Raw genomic sequence first — 23,118 nt, 5'->3', positions numbered from 1 at the left:
GCCCAGCCAGCGCGAGGCCGTGGTGCGGACGTGCCGCGCTCGATCGCGCTGGACCCCACTCGCGGCGAGGACCTCAGGACGGCCGAGGACCGTCGGCGCGAGGCGTTCCGCGCCGACGTCAAAGCACGCCTGGCCGCGCTCGCCTCGGTGCGGATCGAGGACGACGGCTCGTTCGCCACGCAGTTCGCGGATCGCCCTGGTCTCGCCAACGCGCTCCTCGGCCGCTGCCCCCTCGATCCCGCGGATCTTGACTGGGCGACGAGCCCCGTCTCCAACGCGCCACTTGAGCCCGACGCTGTCCCCACCGCGACGCTGCCCGTGAACGTCCAACGCCTCGTCGAGGTTCGCGGCGCCGTCGGCGTGCGTGACCTGGACGAGACCCTCGAGGCGATCATCTCCGTGCGGGCGAGGGTCAACGCGTTGGAGGCGTTCGAGGGCGTTCTGCTCGAGCGTGCGCGTCGACAGGCGTTGTGCGCGGAGGGCCTGCTCAACGAGTCCGAGCCGATGGTGCGCTCGGCGGGGCGGGCGCGCCGCGCGGATCTGGCCAGGAGGACGCTGGTCGCGGAGGTCGCCTTGGCGACGCGCCAGGGCGAGCAGACCGTCAGCGCGCGCATGCTGACCGCACAAGCGCTGGTCGCGCGGGCGCCGCGCACCTTGACCACCGCGCTCACGGGCGACGCCGCCTGGGCGAACGCCGTCAAGGTGGCCGACGCCGTCGCTGACCTCGACCCGCGGACAGCGGCTCGCCTGGACGACCAGGTCGTGGCCGCGGCAGCGTGCCAGAACACGAAGACGTTCGCCCGCACGGTGCGGCGCACGCGGGACCGGCTGTGCCCGACGCCCGCCGAGGTCCGTCATGCGGAGGCTGCGACCAAACGCGGCGTGTGGACCGATCCGGCGCGCGACGGCATGGCCTACCTGACCCTGCTCGCTCCCGCGCCGGCGGTGCACGCGATCACCGACCGCCTCTCGACCGTCGCGCGGTCGGCTCGCTCCGAAGGCGATGGGCGCACGCTCGCCCAACTGCGCGCCGACGTCGCCTGCGCGCTCCTGCTCGACGACGGCACGCTCGACCTGCGCGCGGCATCCGTGATGACCGCCGCGACGAAGGCGACGTCAGCCGTCATGTCCCCCTCGGCCCAGCACGCAGGTGAGCCCGCAGGTCAGCCCACCAGCCAGTCCACCTCCGAGCCCACTGTCACGGGGCGCCTCGCCACCGACCGCCTCATCACTGACGCCACCAAGGCCCACCTCGCCACCGGTCTCCCCACGGACGCCGACGACGCGCACGCGGGTCACGCGGCGGACTACCGCGGGCGTACCGGCGGCACGGCCGCAGAGTTGGCGCGCATCGCGCGCTCGGTGCGGCCGAAGGTCTACGTCACGGTCCCGGTGCTGACCCTGCTGGGCCGCGTCGACGAGCCCGCCTTGCTCGACGGCGACGTCCCGATCGATCCGGAGACGGCCCGCGAGATGGCGGGTCTGGCGTCGTCGTTCACGCGGCTGCTGACCCACCCGCACACCGGCAAGGTCCTGGGGGTGAGCGCTGAGACGTATCGGCCTCCGGCAGAACTGCGCCACTTCATCAAGGTGCGTGACACCAGTTGCCGCTTCCCGGGGTGCACGCGCCCCGCGGCCACGACGGACGCCGATCACACGGTCGCTCATGCCGAAGGCGGGCCGACGGCGTCCAGCAACCTCGCCCACCTGTGCCACCGACACCATGTGCTCAAGCACCAAGCCCGGTTCGCCGTCCGCCAGATCGATGACGAGGGAACCTTGACCTGGACTACCCCGACAGGGCGGCGCCACACCACCTCCACCGACCTGATCCCGGCGACCATCCACCGCGAGCGCCCACGGTTCCCGGACATGAGCGCGCCCGACGGCGACGAGCCACAGCCCCCAGAGTTCGCCGAGCCACCGCCAGACTTCGGCGACCCGTCATGGCTCGCCGACAACGACCCGCCGTCACCAGAGTTCGATGAGCCACTGTCAGACTTCAGCGACCCGTCATGGCTCGACGGCGACCCGAGTGGGCAGCGCGGCGACCCGAGTGGGCAGCACACCGACCAGCCTCGGCGCCTCGGCGAGCCGCGTTCGCGCCACGACGTCGCGCCCCCGCGCCCAAACGACGCGAGCGAAGCGTGCCCTCACCCGAACGTCGAGGGCCGCACGATCCCGCACCCCGATAGCGCGCACTCGCCCGGTCGCCCCGGTCTCGGTGACCCGCCGTTCTAGCGTCGAGGCGAGCGCGGGCGATCCGTAGGCGATCAGTAGGCGAACGGGGCGGCCGGAGACGATCGAGGACGAACTGGGTGTCCCGGCCCGCGCCGTCGGCCTCAGTGACGCCCGCATGCTCGGCCGGCTGCGGGCGGCGGGCTCGGCGAGCGGCACCTCGGCCTCCCACGGCAGATGATCGGGGCCTACGGTCGGTCTGTGCGGATCACCACCGAGCTCGGCGACATCACGCGGGTCGAGGCCGACGCCATCGTCAACGCGGCCAACTCGACGCTGCTAGGCGGCGGCGGGGTCGACGGCGCCATCCACGCGGCGGCCGGCCCCCGCCTGCTCGCAGCCTGCCGCGAGCTGCGCCGCACCACGCTGCCCGACGGACTGCCCGTCGGCGACGCGGTCGCTACCCCCGGCTTCGACCTGCCGGCCCGCTGGGTGATCCACACGGTCGGCCCGAACCGGCATGCGGGCCAGACCGACCCGGCGGCGCTCGCCTCCTGCTTCACGCGCTCGCTCGACGTCGCGGCCGACCTCGGCGCGCGGACGCTCGCCTTTCCCGCGGTGGGGGCGGGCGTGTACGGATGGTCGCCCGACGACGCCGCGAACGCCGCGATCGGAGCGGTGCGCGCCTGGGCCGTGGCGCGTCCGCACGTGGTCGACCACGTCCGTTTCGTGCTGTTCAGCGCACCCCTGCGGGCGGTGTTCGACGCCGCCCTGGCTGCGGCGGGCGCCGGGGCGGGCGAGTAGCGCCGCCACTCGCCGCGAGCGCCAGCGGACGCCGCGCCCCCGGCGCCCCGGTTCGAGGCCACCGGCGAATCCCTGAGCCCGCCTCAGGGGTCAATCCGGGCGGCACCCGATACCGCCGCCGGCGCGCTCCTCGCATGCTGGAGGCATGAGCACTCCAACCCCGAACCCGCAGACCTCCGACTCCAGCCAGTACGCGTACGCGCCGCCGCCGCCTCGCCCCTCTCCCCCGTTCTACCGGCCCACGCAGGGCCGGATGATCGGCGGCGTGTGCGCCGCCGTCGCCGACTATTTCGGCTGGGAGCGCACCGTCGTGCGACTCCTGACCGTCGCCTCGATCTTCCTGCCCGGCCCGCAGGTGCTGGCGTACATCGTGCTGTGGCTGCTGGTCCCGAGCGAGGAGAGGTTCTGGGCTCGCCGGGCGGCGTCGCAGCCCGGCGCCCCGTACTCAGCGCCGGCGCACCCGACGACGTACCCGACGCAGACGCCGTGAGCGGCGGCGGCGCTCAGCGCCGTCGGCGGTAGGCCCACGCTGCGAGCGCCGCGAACACCACGGTCAGGCCCAGGCACCACACGACGGCGAGCAGCGCCGTCGACCCGAGCTCGTCACCGCTCACGGCGCCCGGTGTGCCGGGCACGAGCAGGCCGCGCACGGTCTCGATGAGCGGCGTCACCGGCTGGTGCTGGGCGAACCCGCGCATCCAGGTCGGCAGCGTCTCGACCGGCACGAACGCGCTGGAGACGTACGGGAAGAACATCACGACGAAGCTGAACGCCCCCGCAGCCTCGGGACTGCGCACGACGGCGCCGTTGAACGCCGCGGCCCACGCGATCGCGTTGATGAACAGCGTCAGCAGGCCGACGGCGGCGAGCCACCCGAGCACTCCGGCGGACGGGCGGAACCCGAGCGCCGCCGCGACGGCGAACACCACGCCCGTGGTCACGAGGTTGCGGGCCATCGCCGCGACCACATGCCCGAACAGGAACGTCCAGGGCGTCGTCGGCAGCGAGCGCAGCCGGTCGACCATGCCGCCCGACATGTCCTGCTCGACGGCGACGGCGGTGCTCGCGGCCCCGAAGCCCGCGCACAGCAGGATGATCCCGGGGGTCGCGTACTGGATGTAGTCGATGCCCACGTCCACGGCGCCGCCGAAGACGAACGTGAACATCAGCAGGATCATGACCGGCACGGCGGTCGCCGTGACCAGCACGTCGATGTCGCGGCGGGCCAGGCGCAGCGAGCGCCCGGCCATGGTCGCGGCGTCGGCCAGAGCGTGGCGCACGGCGGTCAGCGGGCCCTGACGGGCGGGCGTCAGGTGCGGCGTGGTGGTCAGGGTGGTCATGCGGCCTTCTCCTGGGTCTCGGCGCTGGTGGTGGCGATGCCCGCCGCGTGGTGCAGGTGGCCGGTCAGCGTGAGGAAGACGTCGTCGAGCGTGGGCTCGCGCAGGCGCCACCCCGCCGGGACGACGCCGGTGGCCTCGACCCGCGCGATGAGCTCGCGCACGTGGGCCAGCGAGCCGTCGGTGGGCAGCGCGACGCCGCGCGCGAGGCCCTCGGTCGGCGGTCCGTCGGCGGCGGCCTCGCCGAGCAGGTCGGCGAACGCGGACCTGACGCGCACGACGTCGTCGGCGGCGGCGAGGTCGAGCTCGACGCGCGCCTGGCCGACGCGCCGCTTGAGCTCGTCGGCGGTGCCCTCGGCCGCGACGCGTCCGGCGTCGATGAGCGCGACACGGTCGGCGAGCTCGTCGGCCTCGTCGAGGTACTGCGTGGTCAACAGCAACGAGGTGCCGCCGGCGACGACGTCGCGCACCAGGTCCCACAGGGCCCGGCGGCTGCGCGGGTCGAGGCCCGTGGTGGGCTCGTCGAGGAACAGCACCTGGGGGCGCGCGACGAGGCCCGCGGCGAGGTCGAGGCGGCGGCGCATGCCGCCCGAGTAGGTCGCGACGCGGCGCTCGGCGACGTCGGTCAGCCCGACGCCGTCGAGCAGGTCGGCGACGCGCTGCCGGACCTGGCGGCGCGGCACGCGCGATAGGCGCGCGACCATCGTGAGGTTCTCGCGCCCGGTCTGCTTGAGGTCGAGGGCGACCTGCTGCCCGGTGAGGCTGATGACGCGGCGCACCTGGGCGGCGTCGCGCACGACGTCGAAGCCGGCGACGCTCGCGCGGCCGCCGTCGGGCCGCAGCAGCGTGGTGAGGATCTTGACGGTGGTGGTCTTGCCCGCTCCGTTGGGGCCGAGCAGGGCGAGGACCTCGCCGCGGCGCAGTGCGAGGTCGACCCCCTCGAGGACGGGCACTGCGCCGTAGGCCTTGCGCAGGCCTTCGGCGCGCACGACGACGTCGGACATGGGGCTCCTTGGAGAATGGGTGGCGGGACGCCGTGATGTGTACGGCATCCACTGTGTAGGGCGTACACCCGAGTGTGTACGCCCTACACTGAGACGTCAAGCGCGTGATCGCGCACCCTGCTCGACAGCGCCGCGCGGTCGCGCAAGGCACGACGGAGGACGAGAGGAGCACCGTGGACCACCAACCCCCGGCCGACGCCCCCGAGGCCAGGCTTGACCCCGAGCTGGTCGAGCTCGTGCGCCGCCTGTGGGCGCCCGCGCCGCCGTCGCGCCGCGGACCCAAGGCCCACCTGAGCGTCGAGCGCATCGTCGACGCCGCCCTCGCGCTCGCCGACGCCGAAGGGCTCGCCGCCGTGTCGATGGCGCGGCTCGGCAAGGCGCTGGGCGTCTCCCCCATGGCCCTGTACCGGCACGTCGGCAGCAAGGACGAGCTCCTCGTCCACCTCACCGACCGGGTCGCGGCCGACCTGCCCGCCCTGCCGAGCGAGGGCGCCTGGCGCGAGCGCATGGAGCGGTGGATGCGGGTGCAGATCGACCTGGCCGTGCGGCGCCCCTGGTTCCTCGACCTGCCACTGAGCACCGTGATGCCCGGCCCCCATCGCCTGCGGTGGATCGACGAGGCCTTCGCGATCCTGGCCGACCTGCCCCTGAGCGCGGACGAGAAGTTCGGGATCATCGGGCTCCTCGCCCAGCACGTGCTCGGCGAGTCGCGCGTCCAGATCGAGGCAGCGCGCGCGGGCGGCCAGCCGTACGAGGACCTGGCCGTCATGCTCGGGCAGTTCGCCGACCCGGCGCACTACCCGCACCTGCACGCCGCGTTCGCGGGTCCCACGGCGACAGTCCCGGAGACCTCCGACCCCGAGGACGACATCGCCTTCGGCATCCACGTGGTGCTCGACGGCGTCGAGGCCTACGTCGCTCGACGGAGCGCATCGGAGCCTGTCAGGGGCGCCCGGCATGCTGACGCGCATGACGAGCGAGACGAGCGGCCCTGACCACAGCCCCGCCCCCGCGCGCTGCTTCGGTGACGGCGACCCGCTCTACGAGGCCTACCACGACGACGAGTGGGGCCGGCCGGTGCACGGCGAGGCCGCGCTGCTCGAGCGCATCGCGCTCGAGGGCTTCCAGTCGGGCCTGTCATGGCTCACGGTGCTGCGTAAGCGCGAGGCGTTCCGCGAGGTCTTCCACGGCTTCGACCCGGCCCTCGTGGCGACGATGTCGGGCGACGACGTCGAACGCCTGATGGGCGACGCCCGGATCATCCGCAACCGCGCCAAGATCGAGGCCACGATCGACAACGGTCGCGCCGTGCTCGCGCTGCACGAGGCGGGCCGCACGCTCGATGAGGTGTTCTGGTCGTTCGCTCCGCCGCCGCGCGCGACGAACCCCGCCACGTTCGCGGACCTGGAGGGGTTCACGGCCGAGTCGAAGGCGATGTCCAAGGAGCTCAAGCGGCTCGGCTTCCGCTTCTTCGGCCCGACGACGGCGTACGCCGCCATGCAGGCGTGCGGGCTGGTGGACGACCACCTCGCCACGTGCCCGATGGTGCTGGCCCGCACGGCTGTCGCCGACCCGCAGGCGGGCGCATGATGCGGGCATGAAGCTCGGCGCCCACCTGATGCGATTCGACTCGGTCGAGCCCGCCGCGCTGCGGCGCGAGCTCGGCGACACCGCCGCCTACGCCGAGGAGGCGGGCCTGGCCTGGCTGTCGGTCATGGACCACTACTGGCAGATGATGAGCGCCGGGTTCCCCGCCGAGGACCCGATGCTCGAGGCCTACACGACGCTCGGCTACCTGGCCGGGCGCACCGAGACGGTGCGGCTCGGCACGCTCGTCACGGGCGTGACCTACCGCCACCCCGGGCTGCTCGCCAAGATCGTCGCCACGCTCGACGTGCTCTCGGGCGGGCGCGCGACCTTCGGCGTCGGCGCGGCCTGGTACGAGCAGGAGCACGCGGGGCTCGGCGTCCCGTTCCCGCCGCTGCGCGAGCGCTTCGAGATGCTCGAGGAGACCGTGCGGATCGCCCGGCAGATGTACTCCGACGACGACGGCCCGTTCGAGGGCGCGCACTACCGCCTCGCGCGCACCCTCAACCGCCCCCAGCCGCTGAGCCGACCCGAGGTCATGATCGGCGGCTCGGGTGAGCGCAAGACGCTGCGGCTGGTCGCCCAGTACGCCGACGCGTGCAACCTCTTCGCCGCCACCCCCGACGACCTGCGCCACAAGCTCGACGTGCTGCGCGCGCACTGCGACGACGTCGGGCGCGACATCACGCAGATCCGCATCACCATGCTCGCGAACAGCGACAAGCTGGTCGCCGGCGACGTCGACGGGTTCGTCGCGGACGCCCGGCCGTTCGCGGCGCTCGGGGTCGACACGATGATCCTGCACCCGCCGGCCACGTCGCTCGCCGCGTGGGTGCGCGACGCCGTCGCACCCGCGGTCGAGCGCGTCGCCGACCTCGGGTGAGATCGCCTCAGAGCACGACACGTCGCCCTCGCGCGGGCACGGGCGGGCGCCTCGGCGCCAAGGTGGGCCCGTGAGCGAACGCCCGGAGCACATCTCCCCGAGCACAGCCGACGGCAAGGCCGCCTCGCGCGCGCACGTCGCCGCGATCATCGAGGACCGCGTCATCGCGGCGCTCGGGGCGCTGCTGCGCGGCGGCGCCGGCTGGCTGCCGCGCGTCGAGCCGTACACGGGCTTCGGCACGCCGCGGCGCGTGCGCGTGCTGGCGCGCGTGCTGCTGTCACCGCGCCGCCTCGGGCACGGCGCGCCGCGGCCCGTCCAGCGGGGCTTTCGCACCTTCCTGACGCTGCCCGCCCCCGGCCGCCGCGTGATCGTGACGGTGGGCGACACCGTGGTCGAGGCCGTCTCCGACCGCGCGGGATACATCGACGTCGAGGTCGACCTGCCCACCGGCGCCCCGTTGGAGCCCGGATGGCAGCGCGCGACGCTGCGCACCACCGACCCGTACGGCGTCGAGGTGCACGCGGGCCTCGTCGTCGTCGGCGACGACGCACGCCTCGGCGTGATCAGCGACATCGACGACACCGCCATGGTCACCGCGGTCCCCACGCTGTTCGTCGCGGCGTGGAACATGCTGTGGGTCCGCGCCGCGGCGCGACGGGCGGTGCGCGGCATGGCCGAGCTGTATGCGAGCGTCGCGCAGGCGCACCCCGACGCCCCGTTCGTGTACCTCTCGGCGGGCGCGTGGAACACGGCCCGCACGCTGCGGCGGTTCCTCGCCCGGCACGGCTACCCACCCGGTCCCCTCCTGCTGACCGACTTCGGGCCCACACAGACGGGGTGGTTTCGCAGCGGGCGCCAGCACAAGACGACGTCGCTCGAACGGCTGTTCGCGACGTTCCCGCAGGTGCGCTGGCTGCTGGTGGGCGACGACGGGCAGCAGGACCCTGAGATCTACGCGCAGGCCGCGCGCGAGCACCCCGACACGGTGCTGGCGATCGGCATCCGGACCATGAGCCGCACCGAGCGCGTCATCGCGACGGCGGGCGCCGCGAAGGACCGGCGCCCGGGCGAGGCGGCGTCGTCGGCGGCGAGCCGCACCGAGCAGGTGGCCGCGGCGGTGCGCCCCGTCGTGACGGGGCGCGACGGCGAGGAGCTGGCCGCCGGGCTCGCGACGGTGCCGGGGCTGCTGGACTCGACCGACTGAGGCGGCGTGTCAGTGGTCGGCGAGCGCCTGGCCGCTCATGGTGTGGATCGACGCCATGACGTGGTCGGTCAGCTCGCGGCGCGCCTGCGCGGGCCGGACGCCCGCGGCGATCTGCCGCGAGGGGTCGATCGGCGCGCCGAACCGCACCTGGATGCCGCGCGCGGGCCGGGGCAGGCGCCGGCCGACCGGCTGCACCTTGTCGGTGCCGACCAGCGCGACGGGCACCACGGTCGCGTGCCCCGCGAGTGCGAGCCACGCGACGCCCGTGTGCCCCGGGTGGAGTTTGCCGTCGCGTGAGCGGGTGCCCTCGGGGTAGATGCCGAACGCTCCCCCGCGCTCCAGCACCCGCAGCGCGTCCTGCAGCGACCGCTGCCCCGCGCGCGGGTCGTCACGGTCGACGGGGATGTGGCCCATGGTCGTGAAGAACCAGCGCGACAGGCGCCCCTTGAGCCCGCGCCCGGTGAAGTACTCGGCCTTGGCGATGAAGGTGATGTGCCGCGGCACCACGAGCGGGATGATCACCGAGTCGAGGAACGACAGGTGATTGCTGGCCAGGATCACCGGCCCGCGCCGCGGGACGTTGTGCAGTCCCACCACCTGGGGGCGCAGCGTCACGTATGCCACGAGCGACAGGATCAGACGGAGCAGGCGGTAGGTCACCGGGCCATTGTGCCCTCGCCCGGTCAGGCGACCGTCACAAGATAGTCGTCGGCGGCGTCGTCCCAGGTCAGTGTCACGGCGCCCGCCGCCTCGGCTGCCCGGCAGAACTGCAGGAACCCGCGGAAGCCCAGGGCCTTCTCCGAGAAGTCCGGCCGACGACGGCGCAGCCGATGCTTGAGCCCGGACAGCGGCACGGGCGAGCCCGCGTCCTCGACCACGTCGCGCACGAGCGCGAAGGTCTGGTCGCTGCTGCCCTGCTCGGGCAGCGACACCTCGGGGTCGCCCGCCGCGGGCCCCGTGCCGAGCACCAGGAACCCGCGATCGGCCAGGAACCGCAGGAACTCCCCGAAGGTGCGGAAGCCGTAGTCGGCCTCCGCGAACGTCGGGTCCTTGCGCAGCAGCGTCCGCTTGAGCATCGACGCCGTCACGGCGCCGCTCGTCGAGGCCGCCAGGTTCGCGAGCGTCTGCGCGACCTGCACCTCCATCGACGGCGCCTCGCTGTCCCCCACACTCTCGTCGTCGTCGGTCTCGGCGGCGGCGGCGACAGCGACCGTGTCCAGGGCGTCGGCGGCGGCAGGATCGGCGCTGGCCGGGCCAGTGCTGGCCGGCGCTGGCTCGGCGAGTGCCGGCTCGGTGGCGGGCTCGTCGCTCGCCTCGGGGGTGGCGCCGTTGGCGCGCTTGCCTGACGTGGCGGCGGCTCCCGTTCGGCGGCGGCCGCGTCCCTTGCTCGTGGTCGCGTCGGGCGCGGGGGCGTCCGATGCGGGGGCGTCCGGCGCGGGGGCGTCGGGCGCCGGTGCGTCTGCGGCGGCGGTCGTCGCACCGCGGCCGCGGCCGCCCTTGGCCGCGGGCGCGCCATTCGCGGTGGGCGCCGCGTGGAGCGCGTGCGCCACGGCCTCGGCGGCGCGCGCCGACCGCTTGCGCCCCCGGTCACCCGCGCCGCCCCGCCCGGAGCGTGCCGCGCGTGCGGCCTGGTCGTCGCTGTCCGGCACGTCGACGCCTTCGAGGCGGTCGTAGAACAGGAACTCGTCGCAGGCGGCCGGCAGCAGGCGCGAGGTCGACTTCTCGACTCCCACGCCGATGACGCGTTTGTTGAGCTCGCGGAGCTTGTGGACCAGCGGCGAGAAGTCCGAGTCGCCCGTACACATCACAAAGGTGGAGATGTACTCGCGCTCGAAGGCCATCTCGATCGCGTCGACCACCATCTTGATGTCGGCGGCGTTCTTGCGGGAGGCGCCCATGCGCTGCGTCATCTCGATGAGCTCGACCTGGTGGCGGGTCAGCGCCCGGCGGTCCTCGTCAAAGTACGACCAGTCGGCGTACGCCCGCCGCACCACCACCCGGCCGCGCACGGCGAGCGCGTCGGCGATCGGCCCGAAGTCGAACTGCATCCCCCCGAGGTGCTCGCGCGCGCCGAGCGCCAGGTTCTCGTAGTCGATGAAGACGGCTAGGCGCTCCTCGGTGTCCATGCCCGCCACGGTACGTGTCCACGGCGCGTGGTGTGCGCCGACAGGCACCCGAGCCATCGCGGGCGCCACCGCCGTCGGACCGAACCGTCTTGAATGGCGGGCAGAACCCTCCCGCGCAGCGGGACCGAAGGCTACGATGGGCCTCCACGAGGAGGGTGCCGCCACTCTCCCGCCGACGGAAGCCTCCTGAGGAACCCCCGCGCTGGGCGCGTCTACGGACCGCCCTGCGATGAGTTCAGTCTCCTGGAGCGCGTCCGCTCCGGGACCGAGTGGTTCGAGGAGCAACCGTGGTCGATGAGGGACACGTGCCGCACGGCGGCCCCACCGACGCCCCGAGGCGCCCGATCCATCGCCCCACGGTGTCCTTCGAGCTCATGCCCCCGCGCCGACCCGAGGCCGCGCCACGGTTCTGGGAGACGGCCCGCCGCCTGGTCGCGGTGCACCCCGACTTCATCTCGGTGACCTACGGCGCCGGCGGCGGGGACCGCGCGACGGCGCACCGCGTCGTGTCGACCCTGCTCGCCGGCACCCCAGTGCTGCCCATCGCGCATCTGACCTGCGTCGGCGCCTCGCGGGAGGACGTCTCGGCGGTCATCGACGACTTCCTGGAGGCCGGCGTGCGCGCGTTCCTCGCGCTGCGCGGCGACCCGCCCCACGACCAGCCCGACTGGCGTCCGCCGGCCGACGGCGTCCACTCCAGCGTCGAGCTCGTGCGCCTGCTGCGCGAGGTCGAGGCCTCCCGCGCCGCGGCCGATCCGAGCTCGGCGCTGCGCGGCGCCGCCCATCCCCTGTCGATCGCGGTCGCCACGTTCCCGAACGGCAACCCGGGCGCGGGCACCACGCGCACGCAGGAGGTGTGCCGCCTGCTCGAGAAGCAGGAGGCGGGCGCGAGCTTCGCGATCACCCAGCTCTTCTACGAGCCCGAGTCCTATGTCGAGTTCGTCGCCGACGCACGCGCCGCCGGGATCACGATCCCGATCCTCGCGGGCCTGCTGCCCGCGACCGATCCACGGCGCCTGCGGCGGGTCGAGGAGCTGACGGGCGTCGCCGCGCCGTCGGACCTGCTCGCGGCGCTCGACGCGCTCGACGACCCCGAGGCGCAGCACGCCTGCGGCGTCGCGCGCTCGGTCGAGCTCGCGCAGGCGGTGCTCGACGCCGGGGCGCCCGGCCTGCACGTCTACACGTTCAACAAGCACCGCCCGGCGCTCGACCTGCTCGACGGCGTCGGCCTGTTGCGGCGCGAGGCGCCCGACCTGTTGGAGCCGACCACCGACGTGCGGGTCAGCGCGAGCCGGTAGTGCGCGCCGGCGGCGTCAGCCCCGGGACGCCCCACGCATCGGCAGCCCGAACGACAGCGCGACGGCGATCAGACCCAGCGCGAACCACAGCCACGGCACGGACCCGCTGTCCGAGGCGCCCGCGCCGATGAGCACCAGCCCACCGAGGAACAGCACGAACGACAGCAGGACGCGCGCGGCGACCGCCGCGGTGGGCTCCTGCTTGACCCTCTTGGCCACCTGGAACTCGCTCATGAGCACAACCTAAACCCCGCGCGGCGCCCGACGCTGCGCGCCCCCGGAGCGTGAGATGGCGGACGTTCGGCGCACTCGACTCGGCACGGGTGGCCCTCGCCCAGTAGAATCGATTCGACAGCGGGCGCGTTCGGTAGCGAGCGCGTCGATCCCCTCCCTCTCCCTCGCGCTTCGTCAGGTCCCCGCCATGCCTTTGCTCTCGCCCCCGCCAAACGCCAGCCTCCAGCGGGTCCGCTGGTCCCTCATCGCGATGTTCGGCGTCTTCGGCGTCATCCAGACGAGTTGGCTCGGGCGCCTGCCCTCGGTGCGCGAGGACCTCACCGTCACGGCCGGGCAGCTCGGCGCCGTGCTCGTGGTCGGCGCCATCGGGTCGCTCGTCGGCGTCGCGACCATCGGCGCCCTCATCGTCCGCTTCGGCTCCGCGACGATGCTGCGCATCGGCATGCTCGGCGCCTTCGCCGGGTTCGTGGTCTCGGGCGTCGCGACCATGGTGGGCTCGGTCGAGCTGTTCACCCTCGGCGTGCTGCTCAACGGAATCGTCGGACCGGCCACCTTCGTCCCCGTCAACCTCGAGGCCGCCCGCCTCGAAAAGCCGCTCGGCCGGGCCGTGCTCCCCCACGTCCACGCCGCGTTCTCCGTCGGCGCGCTGATCGGCAGCGCCATCGCCGCGGCGACGTCGGTGATCGGCCTGCACGTCTCCTGGCACATCATCGCCGTCGCCGTGCTCGTCACGATCGCGCGCGCTGTGCTGATCGCGCCGGGCACCGCCCTTCAGGACGAGCCGCGCCGCCCCCAGCGCGACGCCACGCCCCGCGCCGCCGACGGCCCCGGCCGCCCGCTCCTCGCGCGCCTCACCGCGAGCGCCCGCGCCCGTGGCCGCTCCAGCGGCGCCCTGCGGGCCTGGACCGAGCCGCGCACCCTGCTGATCGGGCTGGTGCTGTTGGCCGCGACGATGTCGGAGGGCGCCGCCGCCAACTGGCTCAACCTCGCGGTGGTCGACGGCTTCGCCACGCGCGAGGCCGTGGGAGCGGCCGCGTACGCCACGTTCGTCGTCTCGATGCTGACGGTGCGCCTGCTGGGCCCGGCGCTCATCGACAGGTTCGGCCGCGTCGCGGTGCTGCGCGTCTCGGGCGTCTCGGCCCTGCTCGGCCTCCTGGTGTTCGGCCTGGGCCCCTCGCTCCCGTTCGCCTGGGCGGGCATCGTGCTGTGGGGCGTGGGCGCCGCGATGGCCTACCCCGTCGGCACCGCGGCCGCGGCCGACGACCCCACCAAGGCGGCCGCGCGTGTGTCCGTGGTCAGCTCGTTCGGGTCGATCGCCGCGCTGTCCGCGCCGCCCGTCCTCGGGCTGCTCGCGGACTCGTGGGGGGTGCGCCACGCCCTGCTGGTCATCACCCTCGCGATGGTCGTCAGCCTCGCCGCGGCGGGTCAGGTGCGCCCCGAGGTCCCGGGCGCCGAGGCCAACAGGAGGCCGGGCCGCGTCGCGGATCGTGAGCCCGCCGTCGCCGGGTCCGTGTAGGGGCTGGTCAGCGCGTCAGCAGCCCCGCCAGGGCCGCGACGATCCGCACGTCGCCGTCGAGCCAGTCGACGGTGAACAGGCTCTCGGCGTCGAGCCAGCGCAGGTCGTCGTGCTCGACCAGGGGCGCCGGGTCCCCCACCGTCACGCGCGCGAGCCACAGGCGCATGACGTGGCGGTCGGTGATGATCCACGCGTCGTCGTCGGGCCCGGCGACCTCGGGGCCCAGGTCGACCGACACGCCGAGCTCCTCTCGCAGCTCGCGATGCAGCGCGCCGACCGGAGTCTCGCCGTCGTCGACCTTGCCGCCCGGGAACTCCCAGCGGCCTGCGAGTGACGACGGCCGCGAGCGCCGCGCGGCCAGCAGGCGGGAGGGCGCGACGACGTCGTCGACGATCGCCGCGGCGACGACCAGACGACGCGCGCCGACCGCCGCACCAGGCGCATCAAGATCGGGGCCGGGCTGGTGCGTCATGCGCAGAGTCTGACATCTTCTCGTAGCCGCGGGATATCGGTTTCATGACACCGCGGTGACGGCTTTTCGCCACGGGCGGGGGCGTCATCGCCCCGGGAGGACAGAACGCTCGGCGCTCACCGAGGCGAGCGCCGAGCGTTCGACGATGTAGTGCCGGACATCGTGTCTGCGTGCGACGAGAGCCCCGCCGCGCGCGACTCGCGCAGCGGCACGGGCTCAGACAGTGCGGATCCCGGCCTGGCGGGCCCACGCGACGGCATCCGCCCGCGTTGACACGCCGATCTTTCGGTAGACGCTGCGCACCTGCGACTTCACGGTGTTACGCGTGACGAACAGCTTGGTCGCGATCTGCTCCAGGGTGACGTCCTCGCTCAGATTGGACAGGACGACCTGCTCACGGCGCGTCAGAGGGGTGATGGACGCTGCGGGCGCCGTGCGCTCCAGTTCGATGATGCTCATGTGATCCTCCAGGCCGCAGCCGGCCGGCCTCAGGGGTGACCGACCTGCGATGTGCTGCGTAACCATGAGAGCCGCGAGCCGTCAAATCATGACGCCAAACGAACAAGTTCCTGTCGTTTCTTTGCGCTCGGTCCTCTGACCTGGGGAAACGTGGCGGGTTTCACCCGCTCGGGAGTCAGCCGGCAAACTCGGCGTAGGCCGCGGCGTCAAGCAGCTCCCCGACCGCGGTCACCTCGACCTTGAGCAGCCAGCCGGCGCCGAACGGGTCGGCGTTGACCTGGGCGGGATCGTCGATGGCCGCCTGGTTGACCTCGACGACCGTGCCCGTCACGGGCGCGTACAGCTCCGAGACCGACTTGGTCGACTCGATCTCGCCGATGACCTCGCCCGCGGTGATCTCGGCGCCCACCTGCGGCAGCTCCAGGTAGACGACGTCGCCGAGCGCATCGGCGGCGTGCGAGGTGATGCCCACGACAGCGGGCGAGGACGGGTCGACCCACTCGTGCTCACGCGAGTACTGCAGGTGGTCGGGGTAGCTGGCCATGGCCTCTCCTACGGGCGGGGCGCCCAGGGCGCCGGTCGATGCTGGGGTCGAGCGTACGGGGGTCACGCGGTGGCGCGGCGGTAGAACGGCAGCGGGACGACGACAAACGGCTCGGCGCGCCCGCGCACGTCGACGGCGAGCTCGACGCCCTGCGCGCAGACCTCCGGGGTCACGTACGCCATCGCGATCGGGCGCCCGAGGGTGGGCGACGGCGCCGCCGACGTCACGACGCCGACCTTCGCGCCCACCGACCCCTCGGCGCCGCGCCTGACGACGTCGTACCCGGCGCGCGCCGAGCGGCGCCCCTCGCCGCGCAGCCCCACCAGGACGCGGGCGGGCGGGGAGGCCTTGCGCGCCGCCAGCGCGGCGCGTCCGACGAACTCGACCAGGCGCCCCGCCGTGTCCTGCTTGTCGAGGCGCACCACGCGGCCGAGCCCCGCCTCGAACGGCGTCGTCGTGGTGTCGAGCTCGTGGCCGTACAACGGCATGCCCGCCTCCAGGCGCAGCGAGTCGCGCGCGGCGAGCCCGGCCGGCGCCAGCCCGTGCTCGGCGCCCGCGGCGAGCGCGGCCCGCCACAGCCCGACGGCGTCGGCGACGTCGACGAACAGCTCGAAGCCGTCCTCGCCCGTGTAGCCCGTGCGGGCCACCAGCGCCGCGGCGCCCTCCCCCACCCGCAGCCTCGCGCGCGTCGCGGCGTAGTACGGCAGCGCGCGCACGGCGGCGACGTCGGCGGGGTCGGTGAGCGCGGTGACGATCCGCTCGGCGCGCGGGCCCTGCACCGCGATGAGCGCCGTGGCCGCGGAGCGGTCGGTCGTCACCACGTCGAACCCGTGGGTGCGCGCCGCGAGCTCGCGCGCGACGAGCGGGGCGTTGCCGGCGTTGGCGACCACGAGGAAGTGCTCGTCGGCGAGCCGGTACACGATCAGGTCGTCGAGCACCGCACCGTCCTCGGCGCAGATCATCGAGTACTTGGCCCGCCCGACGGCGATCGCGGTCGCGCTGCCCACCAGCGCGACGTCGAGCGCGGCCGCCGCTCCTGGGCCCTCCAGATGGATCTCGCCCATGTGGGACAGGTCGAACAGCCCGGCCGTGGACCGCACCGCGCGATGTTCGGCCAGGTCAGAGGTGTAGCGCAGCGGCATGAGCCACCCGCCGAACCCGGTCATGGTGGCGCCCAGCGCCCGGTGCTCGGCTGCCAGGGGCGTCGATGTGTCGGCCATCGGGGGAGTCTCCTTGCTCGTCGGGCTGCTCGTCGGGCTGGTCGTCGGGCTGGTCATGAGGTCGCCGTCGCGTACGACTCGACGGGCGGGCAGGCGCAGATCAGCGTGCGGTCGCCCCGTGCGGCGTCGATGCGCCGCACCGGGGGCCAGTACTTCGCTGCGCGCGACGACGCCACGGGGTAGGCGGCGAGCTCACGCCCGTAGGGGTGGGTCCACTCGTCGGCGGTGACCGCCGCCGCCGTGTGCGGGGCGCCCCGCAAGGGGTTGTCGTCGGCGGGCCAGACCCCGTCCGCGACGGCGTCGATCTCCGCGCGGATCGCGATCATCGCCGCGACGAACCGGTCCAGCTCGGCGAGGTCCTCCGACTCGGTGGGCTCGACCATGAGCGTGCCCGGCACAGGGAACGCGAGCGTCGGGGCGTGGAAGCCGTAGTCCATGAGCCGCTTGGCCACATCCTCGGCCGTGACGCCGCTCGCCGCCGTCAGGGGCCGCAGGTCGAGGATGCACTCGTGCGCGACCAGGCCGTGCGGGCCCGTGTAGAGCGTGGGGTAGTGCGGCGCGAGGCGCGCGGCGACGTAGTTCGCGCTCAGCACGGCGGCCTTGGTCGCCTGGGTGAGCCCGTCGGGGCCCATGAGGGCGACGTAGGCGTAGGAGATGGGCAAGATGCCGGCCGAGCCGAACGGCGCGGCGCTCACCGGCGCGGGCACCGGCCCGCCGGTCGAGCCCTCCCCGCCGGTCGCGCCCTCCCCGGCGGTCGAGCCCTCCCCGGCGGTCGAGCCTGTCGAGACCCCCACGGGCGAGGCGGGCAGGAACGGCGCCAGGTGCGCCGCGACCGCGACCGGCCCGACACCGGGCCCGCCGCCACCGTGCGGGATGCAGAACGTCTTGTGCAGGTTCAGGTGCGAGACGTCGCCGCCGAGCTCGGCGGGACGGGCCAGGCCGACGAGCGCATTGAGGTTCGCCCCGTCGATGTACACCTGCCCACCTGCCGCATGTACGTGGTCGCAGACCTCGCGCACGTGCTCCTCGTAGACGCCGTGCGTCGAAGGGTAGGTGATCATGATGGCCGCCACACGCTCGCCGTGCTCGGAGAGCTTCGCGCGCAGGTCGCCGAGGTCGATGGCGCCATCGGCGGCGGTGGCCACCACGACGACCCGCAGCCCCGCGAGCGCCGCCGACGCCGCGTTGGTGCCGTGCGCGGAGGCCGGGATGAGCACGATGTCGCGGCGACCCTCGCCGCGCGAGCGGTGGTAGCCCCTGATCGCGAGCAGCCCCGCGAACTCGCCCTGCGAGCCGGCGTTGGGCTGCACCGACACCGCCGCGTACCCCGTGATCTCGGCGAGCTGCGCTTCGAGCGTCGCGATGAGCGCGGCGTAGCCCAACGCCTGCTCGACGGGCGCGTACGGGTGCAGGTCGGCGAAGCCGGGCCAGCTGATGGCCTCCATCTCGGCCGCCGCGTTGAGCTTCATGGTGCATGAGCCGAGCGGGATCATGGTGCGGTCGAGCGCGAGGTCCTTGTCGCTCAGCGTCCGCAGATAGCGCAGCAGCGCGGTCTCCGAGCGGTGCTGGTGGAAGACCGGGTGCGTCAGGATCGGCGTGCGGCGCAGCAGCGCGGGCGGCAGGTCCGCGCCGGCCGGCGTGGTGAACGACGGCGTGGTGGGCGCCGCGCCGAACGCCGCGAGCACCGCGGCGACGTCCTCGGGGGTGGTCGTCTCGTCGCACGCGATCTGTACATGGTCAGCATCAGGGCTGTACAGGTTGACTCCGGCCTCGCTCGCGGCCGCGACGATCGCGGCGGCACGGCCCGGCACGACGGCGCGCACGGTGTCGAAGAAGGCCTCGTGCTCGACGGCGATCCCCGCGGCGCGCAGCGCGTCGGCCAGCGCGGCCGCGTGGGCGTGCGTGCGCTGCGCGATCGCGCGCAGGCCGTCTGGGCCGTGGTGGACGGCGTACATCGCGGCCACGATCGCCAGCAGGGCCTGGGCGGTGCAGATATTGCTGGTCGCCCGCTCGCGGCGGATGTGCTGCTCGCGCGTCGACAGGGCCAGGCGGTACGCCGTCGCGCCGTCGGCGTCGACCGAGACGCCGACCAGCCGACCCGGGAGCTGGCGCTCCAGGCCCTTGCGCACGGCGATGTAGGCGGCGTGCGGGCCGCCGTAGAACAGCGGGACGCCGAACCGCTGCGCCGAGCCCACGGCGACGTCGGCGCCGAGCTCACCGGGCGAGGCCAGCATCGTCAGCGCGAGCGGGTCGGTCGCCATGGTGACCAGGGCGCCGCGCTCCTTGGCCTCGGCCACGACCTCGCGCGCGTCGAGCACGCGACCGCTCGCCCCGGTCTGGGCGATGACGACGCCGACCAGGTCGCCGTCGGGCAGCGCGCCGTCGAGCACGGCGGCGAGTCCGCCGTCGAGCGCCGCGACCACCACGGGCAGGCCGATCGCCTCGGCCCGGCCGCGCACGACGGCGAGGGTCTGGGGGAACAGGTCGGCGTCGAGCACCACGTAGCCCGACGTCGCGCGCGAGGCGCGCCACATGAGCGCGACGGCCTCGGCGACCGCGGTGGCCTCGTCGAGCAGCGACGCCCCAGCGACCTCGAGCCCGGTCAGATCCTCGACCACCTGCTGGAAGGTCAGCAGCGCCTCCAGGCGGCCCTGGCTGATCTCGGGCTGGTAGGGCGTGTAGGCGGTGTACCAGGCGGGGGACTCGAGCACATTGCGGCGGATGACGGCGGGCGTGTGCGTCCCGTAGTAGCCCAGGCCGATCATCTGCCGCTTGACCTGGTTCTTCGCCGCGAGCCCGCGCAGGTCGGCCAACACCTGCGCCTCGGTGCGCGCGGCGGGCAGGTCGAGAGGGCGGCGCGTGCGGATCGCTGCGGGCACCGCGGCGTCGACGAGCGCGTCGAGCGAGGGGTAGCCGAGCACGGCGAGCATCGCCTGGCCGTCCGAGACCCCGACGTGGCGGTCGGCGAAGCGGTCGGGGTCGTAGGGCGTGGGCGAGGAGGTGGTCACGGGGCACTCCGGTCATCAGGCGTGGGGGACTGCGGTCCCTCCCCGCTCTGTCATCGGACCTGAGAGTTTGGCCGGCGCGTCCGGTCGGGACGTCGGCTTGCACCGTCGGTGGGCCCGTCCGCGACGCGTGGGCGTCGCGCGCGGGCCGCTTTCCAGAGTTGCCTCGTCGCGGCGGTACGGGGGCCTGAGAGATTCCCGGGGAGGGTTTGCTCCTTCGGCGCCGTCGGCCGGGCCCGTGGAGGACCGTCCGGCGAACTCTCCCGTCGCGATTTGAGCGGCGTTTGTGCGCGTTGTGCTGCGTCGATCCTACTCAGCCCGCGAGGTGGCCCGTGACCTGGCTCACGCGAGTTGGAGGCGCGAGGCGACCTCGGTCATGACCTCGACGACAGCGCGCACCGCGGGGCCCGGCTCGTGCCGCGACGAGCGGTGCCGCACGAAGAGCTGCCGCTCGCCCAGCCCGGGCAGTCGCACGATGCGCAGGGAGTCGTTGACCGCCATCGCCTCCAAGGCCAGCGCGGGCAGCAGCGCGACGCCCTGACCTGCGGCGACGAGCGCGAGCGTGGTGTCGAAGTCGTAGGTCGAGTGGACCGTGGCGATGGTGGTCCCCAGGGAGTGCGCCACGCGCTGCAACGCGCGGTCGGCGGCCGTGCCGGTGTCGGAGGCCACGAACGTCAACCGGGCGAGGTCGCCCACGTGCTCCGGGGCGGCCATGCCGGCCGGGATGACCAGGCGCCAGGGCTCGTCGAGCAGCATGACGTCCTGCGACCCGCGCGGCGCGGGGTTCTTCATCTCGGAGTCGCGCTCCAGCACGACGAGGTCGAGGTCGCCTCCGCGCAGCTTGCGCACGGCCTCGGCGGGCTCGTACTCACGCACGTCGAGCTGGACGCCGGGGTAGCGGTCGGCGAGCGGGGCGAGCGCGGGCGCGACGACGGCGCGGATCGCCGTCTGGAAGGCGCCGATCGCCACGCGCCCCGAGACCCCGTCGCCGAGCGCCACGATCGCCTGGCGGGCCTCGATGAGCTCGGCCTCGATGCGCTCGGCGGCGTCAGCCAGCACGCGTCCGGCCGGGGTGAGCGTGACGCCGCGGGGCCCACGGTCGAGCACCGCGAACCCCTCCTCGGCCTCCAAGCGGGCGATCTGTTGCGACACGGCAGAGGGCGTGACGTGCAACAAGTCGGCGGCGGCGAGCACGCCTCCGGCACGATGGACGGCCAGCAGGAATGCGAGTCGGCGGGGGTCGGTTGGCATGTAGCAATACTACATGGCAGATCCAGAATCATTCGATTGCGCTGAACAAAAAACGACGCGACGATAGGGGTGCGCGCGACGCCGAGCCCACCGGGCGGCGGCGCGGGCGATCACCCCCTCACCCGCGGGCCCAGCCCGCTGCGTCATCTCCAAGGAGTCCGTCATGTCCCTGCTCGCCGTGGTCACCGTGTTCGGCTGGGTGGGCGCCGCCGCCGGGATTCTGGCCTACGGCATGGTCTCCAAGGGCTACTGGGGCGCCGGCTCGTTCGCGTTCCAGCTCACCAACCTCGGCGCGGCGACGGCGATGCTGCTGGTCGCGGCCGCCAACGGCGTCTGGCCCTCGGCCGCCGCCAACTTCGCGTGGATCGCCATCGGCGCGCACTCGACGCTGGTCATCTGGCGCAAGCGCGCCGCCGAGCGCGCCCGGGCGCGCACCGCGCCCGACGCCCTCGACCTGGCCGCCTGACCCCTCGCCCCGTTCAGGGTCGCGTCACGGCTCGCGGCGCGCGCGGATCACCGCGGGCAGCACGGCCCACAGGCCGACCAGCACCACGATGGCCGCACCCCCGGTCACCGCACCTGCCACCGTCCCGACGACGACGTCGAAGACCAGCGCGACCACGCCCGCGACCAGCACGGCGAGCAGGAGCAGCGCCGCGCGCGTCATGTGATCGGCGGCCGTCACGAGCCGCGCCTTGAGGTGCTTGCGGAACAGCGCACGGTGCAACGCCACGGGCGCGACCGCCAGGCCCGTGGTGAGCGCGGCGACCACCACGAGCATCAGGTACCCGACGCGCTGCGGGGTGGACAGGTCCGCGAACCGCGGCTGGAACGGCAGCGTCAGCAGGAACCCGGTGAGCAGTTGCACGCCGGTCTGCATGACGCGCAGCTCCTGCAGCAGCTCCGACCAGTTGCGGTCAGAGCGCTGCTCCGGGGTCTCGGGCCGGCCGTCGCTGGCGTCCATGGGCCGACGGTAGTGCCGGTCCGTGTCCCGGGGCATCAGCAGGGCGCCAACGCGCCCCTCCTCACATCGCCGCGCGCGCCGCTCCTGCGGCCCGCGCCAGGTCGACGACAACGGCGCGGTGGTCGCTGATCCCCAGGTCGAGCGTGCGCGCAGGGCCGAGGGAGCGCACGGCGGGGCGCGGTGCGGACCCGGGCGCCACGCCGTCGTCGACCAGGACGTGGTCGATGCGCAGGCGGGGGCGCTGGCGCGGGTAGGTGGGCGCGTCGACGAGCTCGCGCCAGCCCGTGATGGCGGCGGGCTCGTCGTCGCGGATGTTGAGGTCGCCCAGCAGCACCAGCGGACGCGGGGCGCCGCGCAGGCGCCGCACCAGCCAGCGCAGCTGACGCCGGTTCCAGGTCGTGCCGGTCGACAGGTGCGTCGTCACGACGGTGAGCGGCCCGTCCGGCGTCTCGACGACGGCCGCGAGCGCGACGCGCGGCTCGTCATGGCCGAGTTGCAGGCGCCCGAACGGCCACAACGCCCCGAGGGGGAGCCGCACGCGCCGCCACTCACGCACGGGCACGCGCGAGAGCAGCGCGACGCCGTAGGCGGGCGCGGCGTCGGGCTCGTCGCCGCGGGCACGGTGGCGTGAGACCCACGTGGAGAGGTAGGCGCGCGCGGCGGCGCGACCCGCGGGGGAGCGCAGCACCTGCGCGGCCGCCCCGGGCAGCGCGCGCCCGCGGGCGGTGGCGAGCGGGGCGAGCGCCTCGGCGGGGTCGGGCGCCTCCGGCGGCGCCCCGCGGCCGGGGCGGGGCGGCTCGACGCGCCCGGCGATCGTGGCGGCGAAGCGGTAGTCGAGCGCGCCCATGGCCTCGGCGGCCACTCGCGCGAGGTCCGCGCCGCCTGAGCGGACCTGGTGGCGGTCGACCTCCTGGAGCGCGACGACGTCGGCGTCGAGCCCGGCCACCGCGCGCCCCAACGCCAGTGCGTCGCTCGTCTCGTCGGGCAGCCGCGCGTGCCGCACGTTGAAGGTCGCCAGGCGCACGCTCATCG

Annotated in this window: 23 protein-coding genes and 1 riboswitch; of the genes, 10 read left to right on the top strand and 13 right to left on the bottom strand. The window is 74.2% G+C overall.

The features are described 5' to 3' along the window. The first annotated feature begins 30 nt into the window (after positions 1-30). From EV386_RS15275 to EV386_RS15265, 3 genes are all read left to right on the top strand, one after another. Positions 31-2,241, top strand: coding sequence for an HNH endonuclease signature motif containing protein (locus EV386_RS15275; RefSeq protein WP_242607993.1), 2,211 nt, complete (start codon positions 31-33; stop codon positions 2,239-2,241). A gap of 198 nt (positions 2,242-2,439) precedes the next feature. Beyond that, positions 2,440-2,982, top strand: coding sequence for an O-acetyl-ADP-ribose deacetylase (locus EV386_RS15270; RefSeq protein WP_130416183.1), 543 nt, complete (start codon positions 2,440-2,442; stop codon positions 2,980-2,982). Positions 2,983-3,127: 145 nt separating this feature from the next. After that, positions 3,128-3,472, top strand: a complete 345-nt coding sequence (locus tag EV386_RS15265) for a PspC domain-containing protein (RefSeq protein WP_130416182.1) — start codon at positions 3,128-3,130, stop codon at positions 3,470-3,472. Between the two features lie 13 nt (positions 3,473-3,485). Here EV386_RS15265 and EV386_RS15260 read toward each other — a convergent pair whose 3' ends face one another. Together EV386_RS15260 and EV386_RS15255 are read right to left on the bottom strand one after the other, a co-directional pair. Beyond that, positions 3,486-4,322: an ABC transporter permease gene (locus EV386_RS15260; RefSeq protein ID WP_130416181.1), complete on the bottom strand. Its 837-nt coding sequence runs from the start codon at positions 4,320-4,322 to the stop codon at positions 3,486-3,488. Then, a complete protein-coding gene (locus EV386_RS15255) occupies positions 4,319-5,323 on the bottom strand; it encodes an ATP-binding cassette domain-containing protein (protein WP_130416180.1) in 1,005 nt (334 codons plus the stop codon). The genes EV386_RS15260 and EV386_RS15255 overlap by 4 nt, the downstream gene beginning before the upstream one ends. Positions 5,324-5,496: 173 nt before the next feature. On the opposite strand from EV386_RS15255, the gene EV386_RS15250 reads away from it, so the two are divergent. The 4 genes from EV386_RS15250 to EV386_RS15235 all read left to right on the top strand — a co-directional run bounded on the left by EV386_RS15250 (position 5,497) and on the right by EV386_RS15235 (position 8,997). Continuing rightward, complete coding sequence (locus EV386_RS15250; RefSeq protein ID WP_130416179.1) at positions 5,497-6,318, top strand: TetR/AcrR family transcriptional regulator; 822 nt, start codon at positions 5,497-5,499, stop codon at positions 6,316-6,318. Beyond that, positions 6,293-6,913, top strand: coding sequence for a DNA-3-methyladenine glycosylase I (locus tag EV386_RS15245; protein ID WP_130416178.1), 621 nt, complete (start codon positions 6,293-6,295; stop codon positions 6,911-6,913). The genes EV386_RS15250 and EV386_RS15245 overlap by 26 nt, the downstream gene beginning before the upstream one ends. A gap of 7 nt (positions 6,914-6,920) precedes the next feature. Further along, a complete protein-coding gene (locus tag EV386_RS15240; RefSeq protein WP_130416177.1) occupies positions 6,921-7,793 on the top strand; it encodes an LLM class F420-dependent oxidoreductase in 873 nt (290 codons plus the stop codon). Between the two features lie 70 nt (positions 7,794-7,863). Continuing rightward, the gene (locus EV386_RS15235; RefSeq protein ID WP_242607992.1) at positions 7,864-8,997 is read left to right on the top strand and encodes an App1 family protein; all 1,134 of its coding nucleotides are present in this window, start codon (positions 7,864-7,866) and stop codon (positions 8,995-8,997) included. 9 nt (positions 8,998-9,006) lie between these two features. Here EV386_RS15235 and EV386_RS15230 read toward each other — a convergent pair whose 3' ends face one another. Both EV386_RS15230 and EV386_RS15225 read right to left on the bottom strand, forming a co-directional pair. Beyond that, positions 9,007-9,657, bottom strand: a complete 651-nt coding sequence (locus tag EV386_RS15230; protein WP_130416176.1) for a lysophospholipid acyltransferase family protein — start codon at positions 9,655-9,657, stop codon at positions 9,007-9,009. A 23-nt stretch (positions 9,658-9,680) separates the two neighbouring features. Further along, positions 9,681-11,123: an NYN domain-containing protein gene (locus EV386_RS15225; protein ID WP_130416175.1), complete on the bottom strand. Its 1,443-nt coding sequence runs from the start codon at positions 11,121-11,123 to the stop codon at positions 9,681-9,683. Positions 11,124-11,410: 287 nt separating this feature from the next. Between EV386_RS15225 and EV386_RS15220 the strand changes: the two genes are divergently transcribed. Further along, entirely contained in the window at positions 11,411-12,421 is a 1,011-nt protein-coding gene (locus EV386_RS15220; protein WP_242607991.1) for a methylenetetrahydrofolate reductase, read from the top strand. A gap of 15 nt (positions 12,422-12,436) precedes the next feature. On the opposite strand, the gene EV386_RS15215 is transcribed toward EV386_RS15220, so the two are convergent. After that, on the bottom strand, positions 12,437-12,655 hold the full coding sequence (locus EV386_RS15215; protein WP_130416174.1) for a hypothetical protein: 219 nt from the start codon (positions 12,653-12,655) through the stop codon (positions 12,437-12,439). Positions 12,656-12,842: 187 nt separating this feature from the next. On the opposite strand from EV386_RS15215, the gene EV386_RS15210 reads away from it, so the two are divergent. Then, positions 12,843-14,171, top strand: a complete 1,329-nt coding sequence (locus tag EV386_RS15210; protein WP_130416173.1) for an MFS transporter — start codon at positions 12,843-12,845, stop codon at positions 14,169-14,171. A gap of 7 nt (positions 14,172-14,178) precedes the next feature. Here EV386_RS15210 and EV386_RS15205 read toward each other — a convergent pair whose 3' ends face one another. From EV386_RS15205 to EV386_RS15180, 6 genes are all read right to left on the bottom strand, one after another. Beyond that, a complete protein-coding gene (locus EV386_RS15205) occupies positions 14,179-14,643 on the bottom strand; it encodes a (deoxy)nucleoside triphosphate pyrophosphohydrolase (RefSeq protein ID WP_130416172.1) in 465 nt (154 codons plus the stop codon). A 216-nt stretch (positions 14,644-14,859) separates the two neighbouring features. Then, positions 14,860-15,102, bottom strand: coding sequence for a LuxR C-terminal-related transcriptional regulator (locus EV386_RS15200; RefSeq protein WP_130416171.1), 243 nt, complete (start codon positions 15,100-15,102; stop codon positions 14,860-14,862). 175 nt (positions 15,103-15,277) lie between these two features. Further along, positions 15,278-15,646: a glycine cleavage system protein GcvH gene (gcvH, locus tag EV386_RS15195; RefSeq protein ID WP_130416170.1), complete on the bottom strand. Its 369-nt coding sequence runs from the start codon at positions 15,644-15,646 to the stop codon at positions 15,278-15,280. Positions 15,647-15,708: 62 nt separating this feature from the next. Further along, complete coding sequence (gene gcvT, locus EV386_RS15190; protein ID WP_130416169.1) at positions 15,709-16,866, bottom strand: glycine cleavage system aminomethyltransferase GcvT; 1,158 nt, start codon at positions 16,864-16,866, stop codon at positions 15,709-15,711. A gap of 53 nt (positions 16,867-16,919) precedes the next feature. After that, the gene (gene gcvP, locus EV386_RS15185; protein ID WP_130416168.1) at positions 16,920-19,874 is read right to left on the bottom strand and encodes an aminomethyl-transferring glycine dehydrogenase; all 2,955 of its coding nucleotides are present in this window, start codon (positions 19,872-19,874) and stop codon (positions 16,920-16,922) included. A gap of 162 nt (positions 19,875-20,036) precedes the next feature. After that, a riboswitch (glycine riboswitch) is annotated at positions 20,037-20,147 on the bottom strand. 66 nt (positions 20,148-20,213) lie between these two features. Continuing rightward, on the bottom strand, positions 20,214-21,122 hold the full coding sequence (locus EV386_RS15180; protein WP_130416167.1) for a LysR family transcriptional regulator: 909 nt from the start codon (positions 21,120-21,122) through the stop codon (positions 20,214-20,216). Between the two features lie 163 nt (positions 21,123-21,285). Here EV386_RS15180 and EV386_RS15175 point away from each other — a divergent pair, with 163 nt between their 5' ends. Further along, positions 21,286-21,588 carry a CBU_0592 family membrane protein gene (locus EV386_RS15175; RefSeq protein ID WP_130416166.1) on the top strand — a complete coding sequence of 101 codons (303 nt, stop codon included), beginning with the start codon at positions 21,286-21,288 and terminating at the stop codon, positions 21,586-21,588. Positions 21,589-21,612: 24 nt separating this feature from the next. Here the strand turns inward: EV386_RS15175 and EV386_RS15170 are convergent, their stop codons facing one another. Together EV386_RS15170 and EV386_RS15165 are read right to left on the bottom strand one after the other, a co-directional pair. Further along, positions 21,613-22,086, bottom strand: coding sequence for a DUF6328 family protein (locus EV386_RS15170; RefSeq protein WP_130416165.1), 474 nt, complete (start codon positions 22,084-22,086; stop codon positions 21,613-21,615). 61 nt (positions 22,087-22,147) lie between these two features. Then, positions 22,148-23,116 carry an endonuclease/exonuclease/phosphatase family protein gene (locus EV386_RS15165; RefSeq protein WP_130416164.1) on the bottom strand — a complete coding sequence of 323 codons (969 nt, stop codon included), beginning with the start codon at positions 23,114-23,116 and terminating at the stop codon, positions 22,148-22,150. Positions 23,117-23,118 lie beyond the last annotated feature (2 nt).

The organism is Xylanimonas ulmi (genome assembly GCF_004216535.1).
Classification (GTDB): Bacteria; Actinomycetota; Actinomycetes; order Actinomycetales; family Cellulomonadaceae; genus Xylanimonas; species Xylanimonas ulmi.
This window is presented reverse-complemented; position numbering and strand designations above follow the sequence as displayed.